The 15,387-nt window shown below is 66.7% G+C and carries 14 protein-coding genes; 8 read left to right on the top strand and 6 right to left on the bottom strand.

Annotated elements, in window-relative coordinates; genetic code table 11:
• Nucleotides 1–20 precede the first annotated feature (20 nt).
• From WKW79_RS19795 to WKW79_RS19785, 3 genes are all read left to right on the top strand, one after another.
• On the top strand, nt 21–1,220 hold the full coding sequence (locus WKW79_RS19795; RefSeq protein ID WP_340336900.1) for a cation:proton antiporter: 1,200 nt from the start codon (nt 21–23) through the stop codon (nt 1,218–1,220).
• 260 nt (nt 1,221–1,480) lie between these two features.
• Complete coding sequence (locus tag WKW79_RS19790; protein WP_340336899.1) at nt 1,481–1,831, top strand: GFA family protein; 351 nt, start codon at nt 1,481–1,483, stop codon at nt 1,829–1,831.
• A gap of 8 nt (nt 1,832–1,839) precedes the next feature.
• A complete protein-coding gene (locus WKW79_RS19785; protein WP_340336898.1) occupies nt 1,840–3,072 on the top strand; it encodes an MFS transporter in 1,233 nt (410 codons plus the stop codon).
• A 30-nt stretch (nt 3,073–3,102) separates the two neighbouring features.
• Here the strand turns inward: WKW79_RS19785 and WKW79_RS19780 are convergent, their stop codons facing one another.
• From WKW79_RS19780 to WKW79_RS19760, 5 genes are all read right to left on the bottom strand, one after another.
• Nucleotides 3,103–3,822 carry an oxygen-binding di-iron domain-containing protein gene (locus tag WKW79_RS19780; RefSeq protein WP_340336897.1) on the bottom strand — a complete coding sequence of 240 codons (720 nt, stop codon included), beginning with the start codon at nt 3,820–3,822 and terminating at the stop codon, nt 3,103–3,105.
• Between the two features lie 152 nt (nt 3,823–3,974).
• A complete protein-coding gene (gene mmsB / locus WKW79_RS19775) occupies nt 3,975–4,871 on the bottom strand; it encodes a 3-hydroxyisobutyrate dehydrogenase (RefSeq protein WP_340336896.1) in 897 nt (298 codons plus the stop codon).
• Between the two features lie 26 nt (nt 4,872–4,897).
• The gene (locus WKW79_RS19770) at nt 4,898–6,013 is read right to left on the bottom strand and encodes an enoyl-CoA hydratase/isomerase family protein (RefSeq protein ID WP_340336895.1); all 1,116 of its coding nucleotides are present in this window, start codon (nt 6,011–6,013) and stop codon (nt 4,898–4,900) included.
• Between the two features lie 42 nt (nt 6,014–6,055).
• Nucleotides 6,056–7,210, bottom strand: coding sequence for an acyl-CoA dehydrogenase family protein (locus WKW79_RS19765; protein ID WP_340336894.1), 1,155 nt, complete (start codon nt 7,208–7,210; stop codon nt 6,056–6,058).
• A 132-nt stretch (nt 7,211–7,342) separates the two neighbouring features.
• Entirely contained in the window at nt 7,343–8,869 is a 1,527-nt protein-coding gene (locus tag WKW79_RS19760; RefSeq protein ID WP_340336893.1) for a CoA-acylating methylmalonate-semialdehyde dehydrogenase, read from the bottom strand.
• Between the two features lie 112 nt (nt 8,870–8,981).
• On the opposite strand from WKW79_RS19760, the gene WKW79_RS19755 reads away from it, so the two are divergent.
• The 5 genes from WKW79_RS19755 (at nt 8,982) to fusA (ending at nt 14,294) form a co-directional block, all read left to right on the top strand.
• Nucleotides 8,982–9,875 carry a LysR family transcriptional regulator gene (locus WKW79_RS19755; protein ID WP_340336892.1) on the top strand — a complete coding sequence of 298 codons (894 nt, stop codon included), beginning with the start codon at nt 8,982–8,984 and terminating at the stop codon, nt 9,873–9,875.
• 91 nt (nt 9,876–9,966) lie between these two features.
• Entirely contained in the window at nt 9,967–10,461 is a 495-nt protein-coding gene (locus WKW79_RS19750) for a hypothetical protein (RefSeq protein WP_340336891.1), read from the top strand.
• Nucleotides 10,462–10,586: 125 nt separating this feature from the next.
• The gene (locus tag WKW79_RS19745; RefSeq protein ID WP_340336890.1) at nt 10,587–11,168 is read left to right on the top strand and encodes a putative pterin-binding protein; all 582 of its coding nucleotides are present in this window, start codon (nt 10,587–10,589) and stop codon (nt 11,166–11,168) included.
• Nucleotides 11,169–11,214: 46 nt separating this feature from the next.
• Nucleotides 11,215–12,036: a methyltransferase domain-containing protein gene (locus WKW79_RS19740; RefSeq protein ID WP_340336889.1), complete on the top strand. Its 822-nt coding sequence runs from the start codon at nt 11,215–11,217 to the stop codon at nt 12,034–12,036.
• Nucleotides 12,037–12,233: 197 nt separating this feature from the next.
• Nucleotides 12,234–14,294 carry an elongation factor G gene (gene fusA, locus WKW79_RS19735; RefSeq protein ID WP_340336888.1) on the top strand — a complete coding sequence of 687 codons (2,061 nt, stop codon included), beginning with the start codon at nt 12,234–12,236 and terminating at the stop codon, nt 14,292–14,294.
• Nucleotides 14,295–14,312: 18 nt separating this feature from the next.
• On the opposite strand, the gene WKW79_RS19730 is transcribed toward fusA, so the two are convergent.
• On the bottom strand, nt 14,313–15,371 hold the full coding sequence (locus tag WKW79_RS19730) for an ABC transporter ATP-binding protein (RefSeq protein ID WP_340336887.1): 1,059 nt from the start codon (nt 15,369–15,371) through the stop codon (nt 14,313–14,315).
• Between the last annotated feature and the right edge of the window lie 16 nt (nt 15,372–15,387).

Raw genomic sequence — 15,387 nt, 5'->3', positions numbered from 1 at the left:
TTCCCCTTTGCCCCTTGCCAATGAGTACCTCCGAAATCTTCCTGATCGCGATGCTGATCATCTTCACCGGCCCCTACCTGATCTGGCGGCTGGGGCGCACCGAGTACTTCGCGCCGCTGGTGATCGTGCAGATCATCACGGGTGTGCTGCTCGGGCCAGGCGTGCTCGGCGCCCACTATCCGGACTACTACCATTTCGTCTTCAGCGAGCCGGTGATCCAGTCGCTCAGCGCCATCGCGCAATGGGGCGTGATGCTGTTCGTGTGGATCGCCGGCATCGAGCTGGACCTGCGCGAGGCCTGGACGCACCGGCGTGAAAGCAGCATCACGGCAGGACTGGCACTGGGCGTGCCGCTGGTGTTCGGCGGGGTGGCGGGGATCGGCATGGCGATGTATCCGGGCTGGGTCGGCGCGCAGGCCGTGACCTGGCAGTTCGTGCTGGGCATCGGCATGTCGTGTGCCGTCACCTCTTTGCCGATCCTGATCCTGCTCATGGAGAAGCTGCGCATCTTCCGCCAGCCGATCGGACAGCGCATCCTGCGCTATGCGAGCCTGGACGACATCCTGATCTGGGGCGTGCTCGCGTTCATCCTGCTGGACTGGGAGCGCGTGGGCCGGCAGGTGGCGTTCCTCGCGCTGTTCGGCGTGGCCAGCGCGGCGATCCGTTGGTTGATGGTGCGCATCCCGGAGCCGGACCGCTGGTACGTCGGCATCATCTGGCTGGCCGCCTGCGGGCTCGGCGCCGACTGGTGCGGCCTGCACTACATGGTGGGCGCCTTCATCGCCGGCGCGGTGATGGATTCGCACTGGTTCGACCAGGCCGACATGGACTCGCTGCGCCACAAGCTGCTGATGGTGGTGATGCCGGTGTACTTCCTGAGCACCGGGCTGCGCACCAACTTCGAGGCCGGCGGCGTGGCCGTCTTCATCGCGGCGGCGGTGCTGCTGGCGGCGGCCGTGAGCGGCAAGCTGATCGGCACGCACATCGCCGGCCGCATCCTTCAGTGGCAGCCCGGCGAGGGCTCGCTGATCGGCTGGATGCTGCAGACCAAGGCGCTGATCATGATCGTCTTTGCCAACGTGCTGCTCGACAAGGCGCTGATCACCAACGCCGCCTTCACCGCCCTGCTGCTGATGGCCGTGGGCAGCACGATGCTCACCGTGCCGATCGTCACGCCCAAGCTGGCGCGGATGAAGGAGATCGTCTTCCGCAACAGGTAGGCGCGAATGTGATCAGGCGCGCACCGGTTGCGCGCCGAGCAACGCTCGCTTCCGCGCAATGCCCACGTGCCGTGGCGACGCCGCCCAGCATTCGCGGTCGGCACGGTCCAGAACACGGGCAGCGCGATGCCGAATGCGGCGAGCGTCACGGCCGGCGGCGCTGCAGGCTCACTTGACAAACGCCCTCGCGTGCCTCAATACTCAACCAAATGGTTCACCATTGAAAAGCCCGATCCGGGCTCGAACGCGAGAGGCCTGACATGACCCATCACGGAAGCTGCCACTGCGGACGCAACAAGTTCGAGGCCGAGGGCGACATCGCCTCCGTCACCGAGTGCAATTGCTCGATCTGCCAGCGCAAGGGCGCGCTGTTGTGGTTCGTCCCGCGCGACGCCCTGCACCTGCACTCGCCCGAGTCGGACAGCAGTGTCTACCAATTCCACACGCACGCGATCAAGCACCACTTCTGCCCGCATTGCGGCATCCACACCTACGGCGAAGCCACGACGCCCGATGGCAACAGGATGGCGGCCATCAATGCACGCTGCATCGACGGCATCGACCTGAAGGCCATCCCGGTCCAGCACTACGACGGCCGTTCGGCGAAGTGAGGTCGACCATGGATACCACGCGCCATTCCGCAGCCGGGATCGACCGCAACTGGTCCATCGTGGCCGCCGGTGCATTGATGACCTGCGTCGCGCTCGGCGTGCTGTTCTCGCTGGCCGTCTTCCTGGAGCCGATGAGCGCCGACACGGGGTGGTCGCGCGGTGGCATTTCCACCGCGATGACGCTGGCCTTCCTGAGCATGGGTGTCGCCGGGTTCGGATGGGGCGCACTCAGCGACCGGTACGGCCCGCGCGTGGTGGTCGCGGCAGGCACGGTGTTGCTCGGGTTGTCTGCCGTGCTGGCCAGCCGCGCGACCTCGCTGATCGGGTTCCAGCTCACCTTCGGCGTGATGACAGGCATCGCAGCGGGCAGCTTCTTTGCGCCGATCATGGCGAACACGGCATCCTGGTTCGACCGGCATCGCAGCCTGGCCGTGTCGCTTGTGTCGGCCGGCATGGGCGTGGCGCCGATGACCATCGCGCCGCTGGCTGCATGGCTGGTGACGCACCATGACTGGCGCACCTCGCAATTGATCATCGGCATCGGCGCGTGGGTCGTGCTGTTGCCTGCGGTCTGCTTCATTCGTGCCGCGCCGCGCACAGCCGATGACCATGTGGCCAGTGCTGCCGGCATGCAGCCGGTTCCGGTCGGGCAAGCGCTCCGGTCGCGCGCGTTCCTCGTGCTGGCAGCGACGTACTTCGCCTGCTGCGCGACACACTCCGGTCCGATCTTCCACACGGTCAGCTATGCGATCGGCTGCGGACTCCCGACCTTTGCCGCAGTGACTATCTACAGCATGGAAGGTGCGGCGGGACTCGGCGGGCGACTGCTCTTCGGCGTGCTGGCCGACCGGGTGGGCGCCAAGCGCGTGCTCATCGCGGGCCTGGTCATCCAGGCCCTTGCGGCCGCGAGCTACATGCTGGTCAATCAATTGGGCGGCTTCTATGCGGTGGCCATCGTCTTCGGCATGGCCTATGGCGGCGTGATGCCGCTGTATGCGGTGCTGGCACGCAACTACTTCGGCGTGCGCATCCTTGGCACCGTGCTCGGCGCCGCGACGATGGTGTCGAGCCTGGGCATGGCATTGGGTCCGATGGTGGGCGGCTGGCTCTACGACAAGACCGGCAGCTACGCCTGGATGTACAGCGGCTCGCTCGTCGTCGGGCTGGGTGCGGTCGCCATCGCGCTGTCGTTCCCGCGCGTGCGCCAAGGCGGCGCGCCGGTCATGCAGCCGGCCGGCTGAGGCGCGCGCGGCGCCGCGGCTGCGAGCGGCTCAATGCGCGCGGGCCATGGCCTCGTACGCGTCGGCCAGTTGCATCAAGGCCTCACCGCAGCGCGAGCGCCTGGATGACCCGTGCATCAGTGCCAGCGCCTGCGGTTCGAGTTTCGCGAGGGTCCGGATCGTAGGCGCCGTCGCCGGTGAAAGCGAGGTGGCATGGAACAACGCTTCCGCCGCCATCGCCGGGCCGACGATGTCGCTTTCGACAAGGGCCGGTCCGTTGCCGGTGTGCGTGAAAAGGTCGCCACAGAACAGCGTGCCGGTGCTTTCCTCGAACAGCACCCGCGCCTCCCAGTTGTGCGGAACGTGCGGCGTGTCGATGTGGCGCACGCGCTTGCCGCCCAGGTCCCACGCCTCGCCATCGGCCAGCTTGCGCGGCGGCCGGTTGCACAGGTCGTCCAGCGACACCATGCAGCCGGTCGCGCCATGCGCCACCTCGGCCTGCGGCGCTGCGGCAAGGAACTCGTTCATCGCGCCGCATTCGTCGGCCTCGACATGGCCAAAGGTGATCCAGCGCAGGCGCGACAACGGCACGATGCGCCCGACGGCCTCGGAGACGAGGGGGAACATCTGCCGCAAGCCGGTATGAAAGAGCAGCGGCTCGTCGGCGTCGATGAGGAACTGGTTGAAGGTAAAGCCGCCGGGCGCCGCGTCGGGCACGCAGGTCGAGATGCGGTAGATGCGGTCGGCTATCTCACAAGTGCTGGTTTGCATGGCGGCACTCCAAATTTGCGGATGCGGAACTATGCACGTTTTTCCACCACTTCGACGAGCAATTCGTCGGGGCTTTCACACGGATGTTCAAGGCCGCTGCCGCGCCCAGTGCCGACGTCGAAGCGGCAGGCGGCCGGCCGCCGCCATGCCCATCAGCCTGCCTTCTGCACCAGCTTGATGACGCTGGAAAAGTCCAGCGCGCCATGGCCGGCGAGGCTGTGCGCCGCGTAGAGGTTGCGCGCCATGCCGCCCAATGGCGTGGCGGCACGCACGGCCGTAGCGTTCTCCTGCGACAGCCCCAGGTCCTTCAGCATCAGGTCGGTGCCGAAGCCGCCGGCATAGTTCTTCGACGCGGGCGAGGTCTCCATCACACCGGGCATCGGGTTGTACTTCTCCAGCGCCCAGTTGCCGCCGGAGCTGCGACGCATGATCTCGGACAGCACCTTGGGGTCCAGGCCGTTGGCCACGCCGAGGGCCAGCGCTTCCGAGGTGCCGATCATCAGGATGCCGAGCAGCATGTTGTTGCAGATCTTGGCCGTCTGGCCGGCGCCGGCGTCTCCCGCGTGGAAGATGTTGGCGCCCATCTTTTCCAGCACAGGCCGGGCGCGTTCCAGGTCTTGCGCGCTGCCGCCGACCATGAAGGTCAGCGTGCCCGCGATGGCGCCGCCGGTGCCGCCCGACACCGGCGCGTCGATGACCGCGATGCCGCGCTTGCCGGCCGCATCGGCGACCTTGCGCGAGGTGGCCGCGGCAATGGTGCTGCTGTCGATGACCAGCGTGCCGGGGGCGATGTGTTCGAGCAGGCCCGGCTTGCCTTCACCGCCGAGGTAGAGCCCTTCGACATGCGCGCTGGCCGGCAGCATGCTGATGACCACCTCGGCTCCCGCGACCGCGTCGGCTGCCGATGCGACGATGGGCAAGCCCTCGGTCGCGAACTTCTTGCAGGCGTCGGCGGACAGGTCGAAGGCGCTGAGCACGTGCCCCGCCTTGCGCAGATTCAGGGCCATCGGGCCGCCCATGTTGCCAAGTCCGATGAATGCGATCTTCATTTGGGTGTCTCCAAGCGTTGTTTATCTCAAACCAGTCCTGCCAGTTCCGGTGCCATGGCGCCACGCTCGCGCAGGTGGTCATCGATGAAGGCGGGCGTGATCTCTTCGATGCTGGCCGGCGTCCACTTGGGGTTGCGGTCCTTGTCGACCAGCAGGGCGCGGATGCCTTCGGCGAAGTCCTTGTTGGCGCAGCAGCCGAGCGACGCCCAGTATTCGAGACGGAACACCTCGGCGAGCGACATGCGGTGCACGCGCTGCCACAGTTCGAAGCTGAGCGCGGCGGTGCTGGGCGCGCCCCTCGTGAAAGTCTCGGCCGCGGTCTGCATCCACTTGTCGTCGCTCTGCAAGGCGCGCAGTCGCTTCGCGATGTCGAGCAGGTCGTCGCCGGCCATCAGCTTGTTGATCTCATCGAAATGCTCGCGCACCTTCGACGGCGGCGCGTCCGCGCCCTCCCCGGCCTGCAGCAGGATGCACGAGAGCGCGGCGCGATCGGCCTTGGCATTGCCGGTCCAGGTGCCCGCCGAGATGGCATCGAGCACCTGCTGCTTGCGCTCGTGCGGCACGAACAAATCGGCCAGGCCGCAGAAGATCGCGTCGCTCGCGTTGAAGTTGACGCCCGTGAGCGCCAGGAACAAGCCGACCCGGCCCGGCATGCGGCGCAGGAACCAGCTGCCGCCGACATCGGGGTACAGGCCGATGTTGATTTCCGGCATCGCCAGCCGGCTCTGCGCCGTGACCACGCGATGCGAGGCGCCCGCCATGAGCCCGATGCCGCCGCCCATCACGATGCCATGCGCCCAGCAGAGGAAGGGCTTGGGAAAGGTGTGGATCAGGTGGTCGAGCTCGTACTCCTGCGCGAAGTAGCGCTCGGCGTACTCATTGCGGGCCGGCCCGACTTCGAGCAGCGTCTGGTAGAGCTTTCGCAGGTCGCCGCCCGCGCAGAAGGACTTCTCGCCGGCCGCCTGCAGCAGCACGCCGACGATGCCGCTGTCGGCTGCCCATTCGCGCAGCTTGGGCGTGAGCAGCGCGACCATCTCCACGGCCAGCGCGTTGAGCGAAGCTGGCGAGTTCAGCGTGGCCACGCCAAAGCGCTGGCCGCTGGCGGTGTTGATTTCGTGGAAGAGGACGACGGGGTCGGTCATGTCTTTTTCAGTTTCTGGGAATGTGGATGTCCGGATTCTTTCTCAACGGATATCCGCATCCCCCTCCAGCAGCTTGCGCGCAACGATCACGCGCATGATCTCGTTGGTGCCTTCGAGGATCTGGTGCACGCGGGCGTCGCGCACCAGGCGCTCCAGCGGGAACTCGCTGAGGTAGCCGTAGCCGCCGTGCAATTGCAGCGCGTCGTTGCAGACGTTGAAGCCGGCGTCGGTGGCGAAGCGCTTGGCCATCGCGCAATAGGTGCTCGCATCGGCATGGCCGGCGTCGAGCTTCGATGCGGCCAGGCGCACCATCTGGCGCGCGGCGACGAGTTCGGTGGCCATGTCGGCCAGCTTGAATTGCAGCGCCTGGAAACTGGCGATCGGCTTGCCGAACTGCTGGCGTTCGTTGAGGTAGCGCCGCGCCGCATCGAGTGCGCCTTGCGCTGCGCCCACCGAGCAGGTCGCGATGTTGATGCGGCCACCGTCCAGCCCCTTCATCGCGATGCGGAAGCCCTCGCCCTCGCCGCCGAGCAGATGGTCGGCGGGCACGTGCACGTTGTCGAAGCTGATGGTGCGCGTGGGCTGGCTGTTCCAGCCCATCTTGTGCTCCTTCTTGCCGTAGCTCACGCCGGGCGCGTCTGCTGGCACGGCAAAGGCCGAGATGCCGCCCGCGCCGCCGCCACCGGAGCGCGCCATGAGCACCAGCACGTCGGTCGAGCCGGCGCCGGAGATGAAGGCCTTGCCGCCGTTGATGACGTAGCCGCCATCCTTCGCGTCGGCACGCGTCTTCAGCGAACCTGCATCGGACCCAGCACCCGGCTCGGTGAGGCAATACGAGGCCAGCTTGCGGCCGCTGGTCAGGTCGGCACCCCAGCGTTGGCGCACGGCCTCGGTGCCCCAGGTGCCGAGCATCCAGGTCGCCATGTTGTGGATCGTGATGAAGGCGGTGGTCGACGGGTCGATGGCGGCCATTTCCTCGAACACCAGCGTGGCATCGAGGCGCGGCAATGCGAGGCCTTCGATGCTCTCCGGCGCGTAGAGTCCACAGAAGCCGAGTTCGCCGGCCTTGGCAATCGCCTCCCTGGGGAAGATGGCCTCGGCATCCCATTGCGCCGCGTGGGGGGCAAATTCTGCGCGCGCGAAGTCGCGGGCGGTTTGCGCGAAGGCGCGCTGTTCTTCGGTCAGTTCAAAGTCCATGAGGCATTCTCTTGCGCCCTCGCCCCTCTGGGGAGAGGGTGGGGGTGAGGGGCATGGGCGATGGAGACCTCGCAGCCTTTCGACCGCCCGGTGCCCTCACCCCAACCCTCTCCCGGAGGGAGAGGGAGGAAATCACTTGAGACTGATCGTGGTGTTCACGCCATGGCTCACCGTGCTGTCATCGAACCAGCGCGACGTCACCGTCTTGGTCTGCGTGTAGAACAAGATGACCTGCTTGCCATACGGCCCCAGGTCGCCCAGCTTCGATGCGCGCGAACCCGTGAAGGAGAACATCGGCACGGGCACCGGGATCGGCACGTTGATGCCCACCTGGCCGATGTCGATGTCTTCCTGGAAGCGGCGCGCCGCGGCGCCGGACTGCGTGAAGATCGCGGTGCCGTTGCCGTTCGGGTTGGCGTTGATCAACTCGATGGCTTCATCGATGTTGTCGGCGTTGACCAGGCTCAGCACCGGGCCGAAGATTTCCTGGTCGTAGATGCTCATGCCGGGCTTCACATCGGCGAACACCGTCGGCCCGACGAAGTTGCCCTTCTCGTAGCCGGGCACAGTGGGCTTGCGGCCATCGAGGGCCAGCGTGGCGCCATCGGCCACGCCGCGTTCGATCAGGCCATTGACGCGGTCATACGCGGCGCAGGACACCAGTGGGCCGATGTCCACGCCCTTCTCCGTGCCGGCGCCGATCTTCAGCGTCTGCGCCTTGGCGACCAGGTCGGGCACCCACTTCTGCGCGTCGCCGACCAGGACCGCCACCGACACCGCCATGCAGCGCTGCCCAGCCGCGCCGAAGCTCGCGCCGGCCAGCGCGTTGAGCGTCTGCTCCTTGTTGGCGTCAGGCATGACGATGGCATGGTTCTTCGCGCCCATCATGCATTGCACGCGCTTGCCGGTCGGCGTGGCGCGGTTGTAGACGTGCGTGCCGACCTTGGTCGAGCCGACGAAGCTGATCGCCTTGATGTCCTTGTGATCGCAGATGGCGTTGACCACCGCTTCGCCGCCATGCACGACGTTGAGCACGCCGGGAGGAATGCCGGCCTCCAGCGCGAGTTCGCACAGCCGCATCGTGACCATCGGATCCTGCTCGGAGGGCTTCAGCACGAAGGTGTTGCCGGTGACGATGGCCATCGGGAACATCCACAGCGGGATCATTGCGGGGAAGTTGAAGGGCGTGATGCCGGCGCAGACGCCCAGCGGCTGCAGCAGCGTGTAGGTGTCGACGCCCGAGGCCACGTTGTTGGCCATCTCGCCGAGCTGCAGGTTGCCGATGCTCGCGGCATGCTCCACCACTTCCAGGCCGCGGAACACGTCGCCCTCGGCGTCCGGCAGCGTCTTGCCCTGCTCGGCCGTGAGGATCGCGGCCAGCTCGCCCATGTTCTCGCGGATCAACTGTTGCAGCTTGAGGAAGATGCGGGCGCGCGCGCCGATGGCGGTCTTCTTCCAGGTCTTGAAGGCTTCCTGCGCCGAGGCCACGGCCGCATCGACCTCGGCCTGCGTGGCGAAGGGCACGCGGGCCAGCACTTCCTGCGTGGCCGGATTGACGATGTCGCGCCACTCGGTGGTCTTCGACTCGACGAACTGGCCGCCGATGAGCAGCTTGACGGTGGCGACCTGGGTGGTCGTGGAAGTGGTGGTGGCGTCCATGTGAATGTGTCTCCTTGGGTGCGGGTTTCGCGATGCAGGCGGGCATCCTAGCTTTGCAGTTTTGCGATGGCAATAGACATAAATGCATCCGTGATCTGCATAATCGCAACGCATGGATTGGGACAACCTTCGCTACTTTCTGGAGCTGGCACGCTCGGGCACCTTGATGAGCGCGGCCAGACGGCTGGAGGTGGACCACACGACGGTGGCGCGGCGCATCCAGGCGCTGGAGAAGGAGATCGGCACGCCGCTGTTCTCGCGCGAGGCCGGGGGGCATCGGCTGACCGAAGCGGGGCGGCGACTGCAGCCGCAGGTGGAGTCGATGGAGAGCGCGTTCCAGGCCGTGGCGAGCACGGCGCCGGCCGCGCAACAGGGCTTGTCGGGCGTGGTGCGCATCGGCGCGACCGAGGGTTTCGGCACGGTCATCCTCGCCCCCCAGCTCTCGCTGTTCGCGCGCCAGCATCCGGGCCTGACCATCGACCTGCTCGCGATGCCGCGCCTGGTCCACCTGTCGCGGCGCGAGGCCGACATCGTGATCTCGCTGGAGCGCCCCGCCCGCGGCGCCGTCGTCGTCACCAAGCTCACCGACTACACGCTGCGGCTCTACGCGGCCAAGTCGTACCTGTCGAAGCACCCGCCGATCCAGGCGCGCGAAGACCTGCGCGGCCACAGCTTCATCAGCTACGTGGACGACCTGCTGTTCAGCAAGGAACTCCAGTACCTCGACGACCTGCACAAGCCCGATGCCTTCGCGCTGCGCAGCACCAGCATCATGGCGCAGCACCGCGCCACGGCGGCGGGCGCCGGCATCGCGGTGCTGCCGGCCTTCATTGCGGACGAGGACAAGTCGCTGCGCCGCGTGCTGCCCGCGTTGGCGCAGGCCAACCTCACGCGCACCTTCTGGATGTCGATGCCGGTGGAGAACAAGCAGGTGGCGCGGATGCAGGCGGTGTGGGGGTTCCTGCGGGATACGGTGGAGGCGCAGCGGGGGGTGTTGATGGGATAGCGATCCGGACGGCCTCGCATGAGGCAATGCTAGATTCAGCCTCGCCAGCTTCGTTGGCAACTCTCAGACACAACAACATTCAGGGAACCCCATGAAATCCATTCTCCTCGCCGCAGTGTCGGCGCTCGTCCTTTCTGCCTGCAGCAGCACGGCAACATCCCCCGCCTCCCCTGCTCCCGAAGCGAAGGCACAGGCGACAGCGGCAAAAACTGCGGCAAACATCGCTCCGTGCGCAGCCAATTTCGCGTCGTCGGGCAGCTTCATTTCGGGCAAGAAGTTTTCAACGCAAGTGCCTCTGCCAGGCGTGAGCAAGGACACCGCCTTTACCAAGGCGTACGGCTCACTGGCCAAGACCGGCTATCAGATCGTCCAGTCAGACAAGGGCGCTGGCGTGATCTCGGCGGCGCAGGGCGTCAGTTTCTCCAAGGGAGGCAAGAGCGTGCCCCTCAATGTCGTGGTGCAAAGCGAGGGCAAGGGCTCGTCGGTCGCTTTCAGCTTCTCCATCACGGGTGGCCTGAGCGCTTCGGAAGACGCTGTGCGCGATGAGTTCTGCCGGATTGCCGGCGAGATGGGCGCCAAGTCCTGAGGCATTGGCGGCGCACCACTTCGACTTTGAGTCTGGCCTGAGGTGCGTGGCCCGAGGCGATCCGCTGACCTGCGGTTACAGCCCCACAGTGGACTGATACAAGCCCCCCGTCCCACAATGAACCGATGAACAAACGCCACTTCCTTGGTAGCACGGCACTTGCGGGGCTGTTGCCCGTTGCAGGCGGCGCAGGGGCCGCTGATGCGCCGCGCAAAGGTCCGGGCCTGCTGACCATCAGCGGCGCAGTTGGCAAGTCCAACCGGGGGCCTGTCGATCCGTTGCTAGACCAGTTGATGGTCAAGCACAAGGTCAGCTTCGACAAGGCCTTCGTGGTGGACGCCGATGCGCTGGCCCGGCTTCCCGCGGTGAAGATCAAGCCGACGCTCGAATACGACGCCAAGGTCCACACGCTGTCCGGCCCCTTGCTCACCAGTGTGCTGGAGTCGGTCGGCGTGGCGCCGGACGCGATGCTCGGCATGCGCGCGGTGGATGGCTATGTGGTGCCGCTGAAGATGGCCGATGCGCGGACCTATCGCATGATCGTCGCGACCGAGATGGACGGCATGCCGCTCGTGCTGGGCGGACTGGGCCCGCAATGGGGCATCTACGAGGCCGACACGCTGGCCGCCTTCAAGGACAAGCCGCTGAAAGAACGCTTCGCGCTGTGCCCCTGGGGCCTCTACAGCATCGAGGTTTCGCGCACCTGAGGTGCGAGGCCAGGTGGCAGGTCCGCCGCGCCGCTGGAGGCTCGGGATGAGCGAGAAGGACCCCTACCTGCTCGGTTACCGCCACGCCGAACAACAGCGGCTGGAACGCCAGGCGATCGAACTCGCGGGCGAATCGGAATGGCTGTTCGACCAGATCGGCGTGAGCGAGGGCTGGCGCGTCGTGGAGGTCGGCTGTGGACCGCGGGGCTGCCTCGATCTCCTGTCGAGCCGCGTCGGCGCGAGCGGACACGTGACCGGCCTGGAGCTGAGCAAGGAGCAGGCCGAGACGGCGCGTCGCTTCGCCGCCGGGCATCATCTGTCGAACGTCGAGGTGCTGGCCGCCGATGCCCGCGCCACCGGCCTGGCGACCGGCGCCTTTGACCTGGCGACCGCTCGACTGGTCCTGGTCAACGTACCGGAGCCACAGCGGATCGTTGCGGAGATGGTGCGCTTCGTGCGCCCCGGCGGTTTCGTCGCCCTGCACGAGCCTGATGCGACCTTTCAGCGATGCGAGCCGCCGCATCCCGCGCAGAAGCGCCTGTTGCAGCTTCTGGACAGCTACGCGCAAATGAACGGCATCGATCGCATGATCGGACTCAAGGTGCCTGGGATGCTGCGGGACGCGGGATTGGTCGACTTGCGCGTGCACCCCCTGGTCCATGTGTACCCGGTGGGCCATGGGCGCCGCATGCTGCTGCTCGAATTCGTCGAGAACGCGCGAAGTCGGCTTATCGAATGCAGCCTGGTTGGCAATGACGAGCTGGATGCGTTGACCGCCGCCTTGCGACGGCACCTGGAAGATCCCGCCACGCTCGTGGTCTCGTCCCTCTTCATCCAGGCCTGGGGGCGCGTGCCCGAGTTGGCGTAGCGACCACCCTAGCCCCTCACCCCAGCCCTCTCCCCAGAGGGGAGAGGGAGCAAGGCATCCTTGTCGCGCGGCCTCTCCAGTCGCACAATGCCCCGAGCCGCCGCGCCCGCGCCCCCACGTTTGCCCGCATTCCGATCGACGCGCTCCGGCGTAAAACGCAGGTACCGTCCCTTTTCGAGGACGGAAGGAGACGATCCATGCCAAGCCGATCGAACGGCCTTGCGGCCGAACTGGAGAAAGTGCGCACGCTGGCCCTCGTCGGCCCGTCCGCCAGCGGCAAGACCACCCTTGCCGAACTCCTCCTCAAGAGCGCAGGCGCCATCGGCGCCACCGGCAGCGTCGAGCGCGGCAGCACCGTGAGCGACCATGACCCGATCGAGCGGCGCATGCAGCATTCGCTCAATTCCTCGGTGATGCACCTGACGCACGGCGCCACCCGAATCCACCTCCTCGACACCCCCGGCGGACCCGACTTCCTCGGCCAGAGCCTGCCCGCGCTGGAAGCCGTCGAGACCGCCGCCGTCGTCATCAACGCCGCCACGGGCATCGAGCCGATGGCCGTGCGCATGATGGAGTACGCGGCCTCGCGCCATCTCACGCGCATCATCATCGTCAACAAGATCGACTCGCAGGGGATCTCGTTGCAGGGTCTGCTGGCGGACATCCAGGCCACCTTCGGCCGCGAATGCCTGCCGCTGAACCTGCCCAATGCGATGGACAAGAAGGTGGTCGATTGCTTCTTCAACCGCCATGGGCAGTCTGATTTCGGGCCGGTGGAGGCGGCGCATCGGGCGCTGGTCGAGCAGGTGGTGGAAGTCGATGCGGCCTTCGTCGACCGCTACCTGGAAGAAGGCGACGTCGATCCATCCGAACTGCATGCCCCGCTGGAACAGGCGCTGCGCGAAGGGCACCTGATCCCGGTGTGCTTCGTCTCGGCGCGCAGCGGCGCCGGCGTGTCCGAGTTGCTGGACGTGATCGTGCGGCTGCTGCCCGATCCGACCGAATCCAACCCGCCGGACTTCCTGCTCGGCGAAGGTGACGAAGCCAAGCCGATGACCGTTTCGCCCGACCCGTCGCTGCATGTGCTGGCGCATGTGTTCAAGGTCACGGTCGATCCGTACGTCGGCAAGATGGGCATCTTCCGCGTGCACCAAGGCACACTGACGCGCGACAGCCAGCTCTTCATCGGCGATGGCCGCAAGCCCTTCAAGGTGGGCCACCTGTTCATGCTGCAGGGCAAGAACTATGTCGAAGTGAACCGCGTGATGCCAGGCGACATCGCCGCCGTGGCCAAGGTCGACGAGATCCACTTCGACGCAGTACTGCACGACGCGGCCGAGGACGACCACGTGCACCTCGCGCCGCTGGACTTTCCGATCCCCGTGCATGGCCTCGCGATCGAGCCCAAGCGGCATGGGGACGAGCAGCGCATGTGGGAAATCCTGGGCAAGCTGGTCGATGAAGACCCGTGCCTGCGGCTGGAGCATGCGGTGGTCACGAACGAAACCATCGTCTATGGTCTCGGCGAGTTGCACTTGCGCGTGCTGCTGGAGCGGCTGCGCGAGGTCTACAAGTTCGAGGTCAACACGCGCCCGCCGCGCATTGCCTATCGCGAGACCGTGACGATGCCGGCCGAGGGACATCACCGGCACAAGAAGCAGAGCGGCGGTGCGGGGCAATTCGGCGAGGTGTTCCTGCGCATCGAGCCGCTGGCACGCGGGGCGGGCTTCCAGTTCGCCGACGAAGTGCGTGGCGGCACCATCCCCGGCCAGTTCATTCCAGCGGTAGAGAAAGGCGTGCGCGAAGTGCTCGAGCACGGTGCGATCGCCGGCTATCCCGTCGTCGATGTGAAGGTGGTCGTGTACGACGGCAAGCACCACAGCGTGGACAGCAAGGACATCGCTTTCGCGACCGCTGGCCGCAAGGCCTTCATCGCGGCCATCCAGGCGGCGCGCGCGATCGTGCTGGAGCCGATCGTGAACGTCGACATCGCCACGCCGGACCGCGTGGTGGGCGACGTGACCGGTGACCTGTCAGGCCGGCGTGGGCTGGTGACGGGCACGTCCAACGGCGCGGCGGGGATGGTGCTGATCCGCGGGCAGGTGCCGTTGGCGGAGCTCTCGGGCTACCAGTCGCGGCTCAATGCGCTGACCAGTGGGCAGGGGCGGTACACGATGGAGCTGTCGCACTACGAGGCGGTGCCGCCTTCGGTGCAGCAGACGCTGATGGGGCAGCATCATCAGAAGGACGATGAGTGAGGCGTTCGGTCGCCAGCGTCACTCCAACCGCAGCCCGTCCGCATCGAACAGATGCACCATCCCCGCCTTTGGCCGGAGGTGCACCACATCGCCCGGCACGACGTCCAGGCGCTCGTGGAACAGCGCGATCACCTGTGCATCGCCCAGGCGAAGGCTGAGTTGCGTGTCGGAGCCCAGCGGCTCCACGACCGACACCTGCGCCGCAGCGCCCTCGCCCGCTGCGCAGAGCTCGAAGTGCTCCGGCCGAATACCGCAGGTGGCCCCGCGTCCTGCGTGCGCCGCGATCGCGCCAGCGTCCAGGGGCAGCAGCGCGCCCTGCGTCTCAAAGCCCTGCGCCGTGCAACGCCCCGGAATGAAATTCATCGCCGGCGACCCGATGAACCCGGCCACGAACTGGTTGGCCGGCCGGTCGAACAACTCCAGCGGCGTCCCCACCTGCTCCACCCTTCCCGCGTTGAGCACCACGATCCGGTCCGCCATCGTCATCGCCTCGACCTGGTCGTGCGTGACGTAGACCGTGGTCGTCTTGAGCCGCTGGTGCAGCCCCTTGATCTCGCCGCGCATGAGGATGCGCAGCTTGGCATCCAGGTTGGACAGCGGCTCGTCGAACAGGAACACCTGCGGATCGCGCACGATCGCGCGCCCCATGGCCACGCGCTGGCGCTGGCCGCCGGAGAGTTGGCGCGGATAGCGGTCGAGCAGTTGCGACAAGCCCAGGATCTCCGCCGCCCAACGCACGCGCTCGGCAATCTCCGCCTTGGGCCGGCCGCGATGCTCCAGCGAGAAGCCCATGTTCACCGCGACCGTCATGTGCGGATACAGCGCGTAGTTCTGGAACACCATCGCGATGTCGCGGTCCTTCGGGTCCAGGTCGGTCACATCGCGGCCGCCGATGCGGATGCTGCCCTGCGTGACGTTCTCCAGCCCCGCGATCATGCGCAGCAAAGTCGACTTGCCGCACCCCGAAGGGCCCACCAGCGCGACGAATTCGCCGTCGGGAATGTGCAGGTCGAGGCCGTGGATGACGTTGACGGAACCGAAGCGTTTCTGGACCGAGGAAAGGAGGACTTCTGCCATGCGATTGATTGAGTGG

Origin of the sequence: Variovorax robiniae (genome assembly GCF_037889955.1) — a bacterium.
In the GTDB taxonomy this organism is placed as follows: Bacteria; Pseudomonadota; Gammaproteobacteria; order Burkholderiales; family Burkholderiaceae_C; genus Variovorax; species Variovorax robiniae.
The sequence above is the reverse complement of the archived record's forward strand: the minus strand, read 5'-3'. Positions and strand labels throughout refer to the sequence as shown.

What these genes read in the sequence shown, in the direction of transcription:
- WKW79_RS19740 (WP_340336889.1), top strand. Translation starts at nt 11,215, where the DNA reads ATGAGCGAGAAGGACCCCTACCTGCTCGGTTACCGCCACGCCGAACAA.
- WKW79_RS19795 (WP_340336900.1), top strand. Translation starts at nt 21, where the DNA reads ATGAGTACCTCCGAAATCTTCCTGATCGCGATGCTGATCATCTTCACC.
- WKW79_RS19790 (WP_340336899.1), top strand. Translation starts at nt 1,481, where the DNA reads ATGACCCATCACGGAAGCTGCCACTGCGGACGCAACAAGTTCGAGGCC.
- WKW79_RS19780 (WP_340336897.1), bottom strand. Translation starts at nt 3,822, where the DNA reads ATGCAAACCAGCACTTGTGAGATAGCCGACCGCATCTACCGCATCTCG.
- WKW79_RS19760 (WP_340336893.1), bottom strand. Translation starts at nt 8,869, where the DNA reads ATGGACGCCACCACCACTTCCACGACCACCCAGGTCGCCACCGTCAAG.
- WKW79_RS19750 (WP_340336891.1), top strand. Translation starts at nt 9,967, where the DNA reads ATGAAATCCATTCTCCTCGCCGCAGTGTCGGCGCTCGTCCTTTCTGCC.
- WKW79_RS19745 (WP_340336890.1), top strand. Translation starts at nt 10,587, where the DNA reads ATGAACAAACGCCACTTCCTTGGTAGCACGGCACTTGCGGGGCTGTTG.
- WKW79_RS19785 (WP_340336898.1), top strand. Translation starts at nt 1,840, where the DNA reads ATGGATACCACGCGCCATTCCGCAGCCGGGATCGACCGCAACTGGTCC.
- mmsB (WP_340336896.1), bottom strand. Translation starts at nt 4,871, where the DNA reads ATGAAGATCGCATTCATCGGACTTGGCAACATGGGCGGCCCGATGGCC.
- fusA (WP_340336888.1), top strand. Translation starts at nt 12,234, where the DNA reads ATGCCAAGCCGATCGAACGGCCTTGCGGCCGAACTGGAGAAAGTGCGC.
- WKW79_RS19755 (WP_340336892.1), top strand. Translation starts at nt 8,982, where the DNA reads ATGGATTGGGACAACCTTCGCTACTTTCTGGAGCTGGCACGCTCGGGC.
- WKW79_RS19765 (WP_340336894.1), bottom strand. Translation starts at nt 7,210, where the DNA reads ATGGACTTTGAACTGACCGAAGAACAGCGCGCCTTCGCGCAAACCGCC.
- WKW79_RS19770 (WP_340336895.1), bottom strand. Translation starts at nt 6,013, where the DNA reads ATGACCGACCCCGTCGTCCTCTTCCACGAAATCAACACCGCCAGCGGC.
- WKW79_RS19730 (WP_340336887.1), bottom strand. Translation starts at nt 15,371, where the DNA reads ATGGCAGAAGTCCTCCTTTCCTCGGTCCAGAAACGCTTCGGTTCCGTC.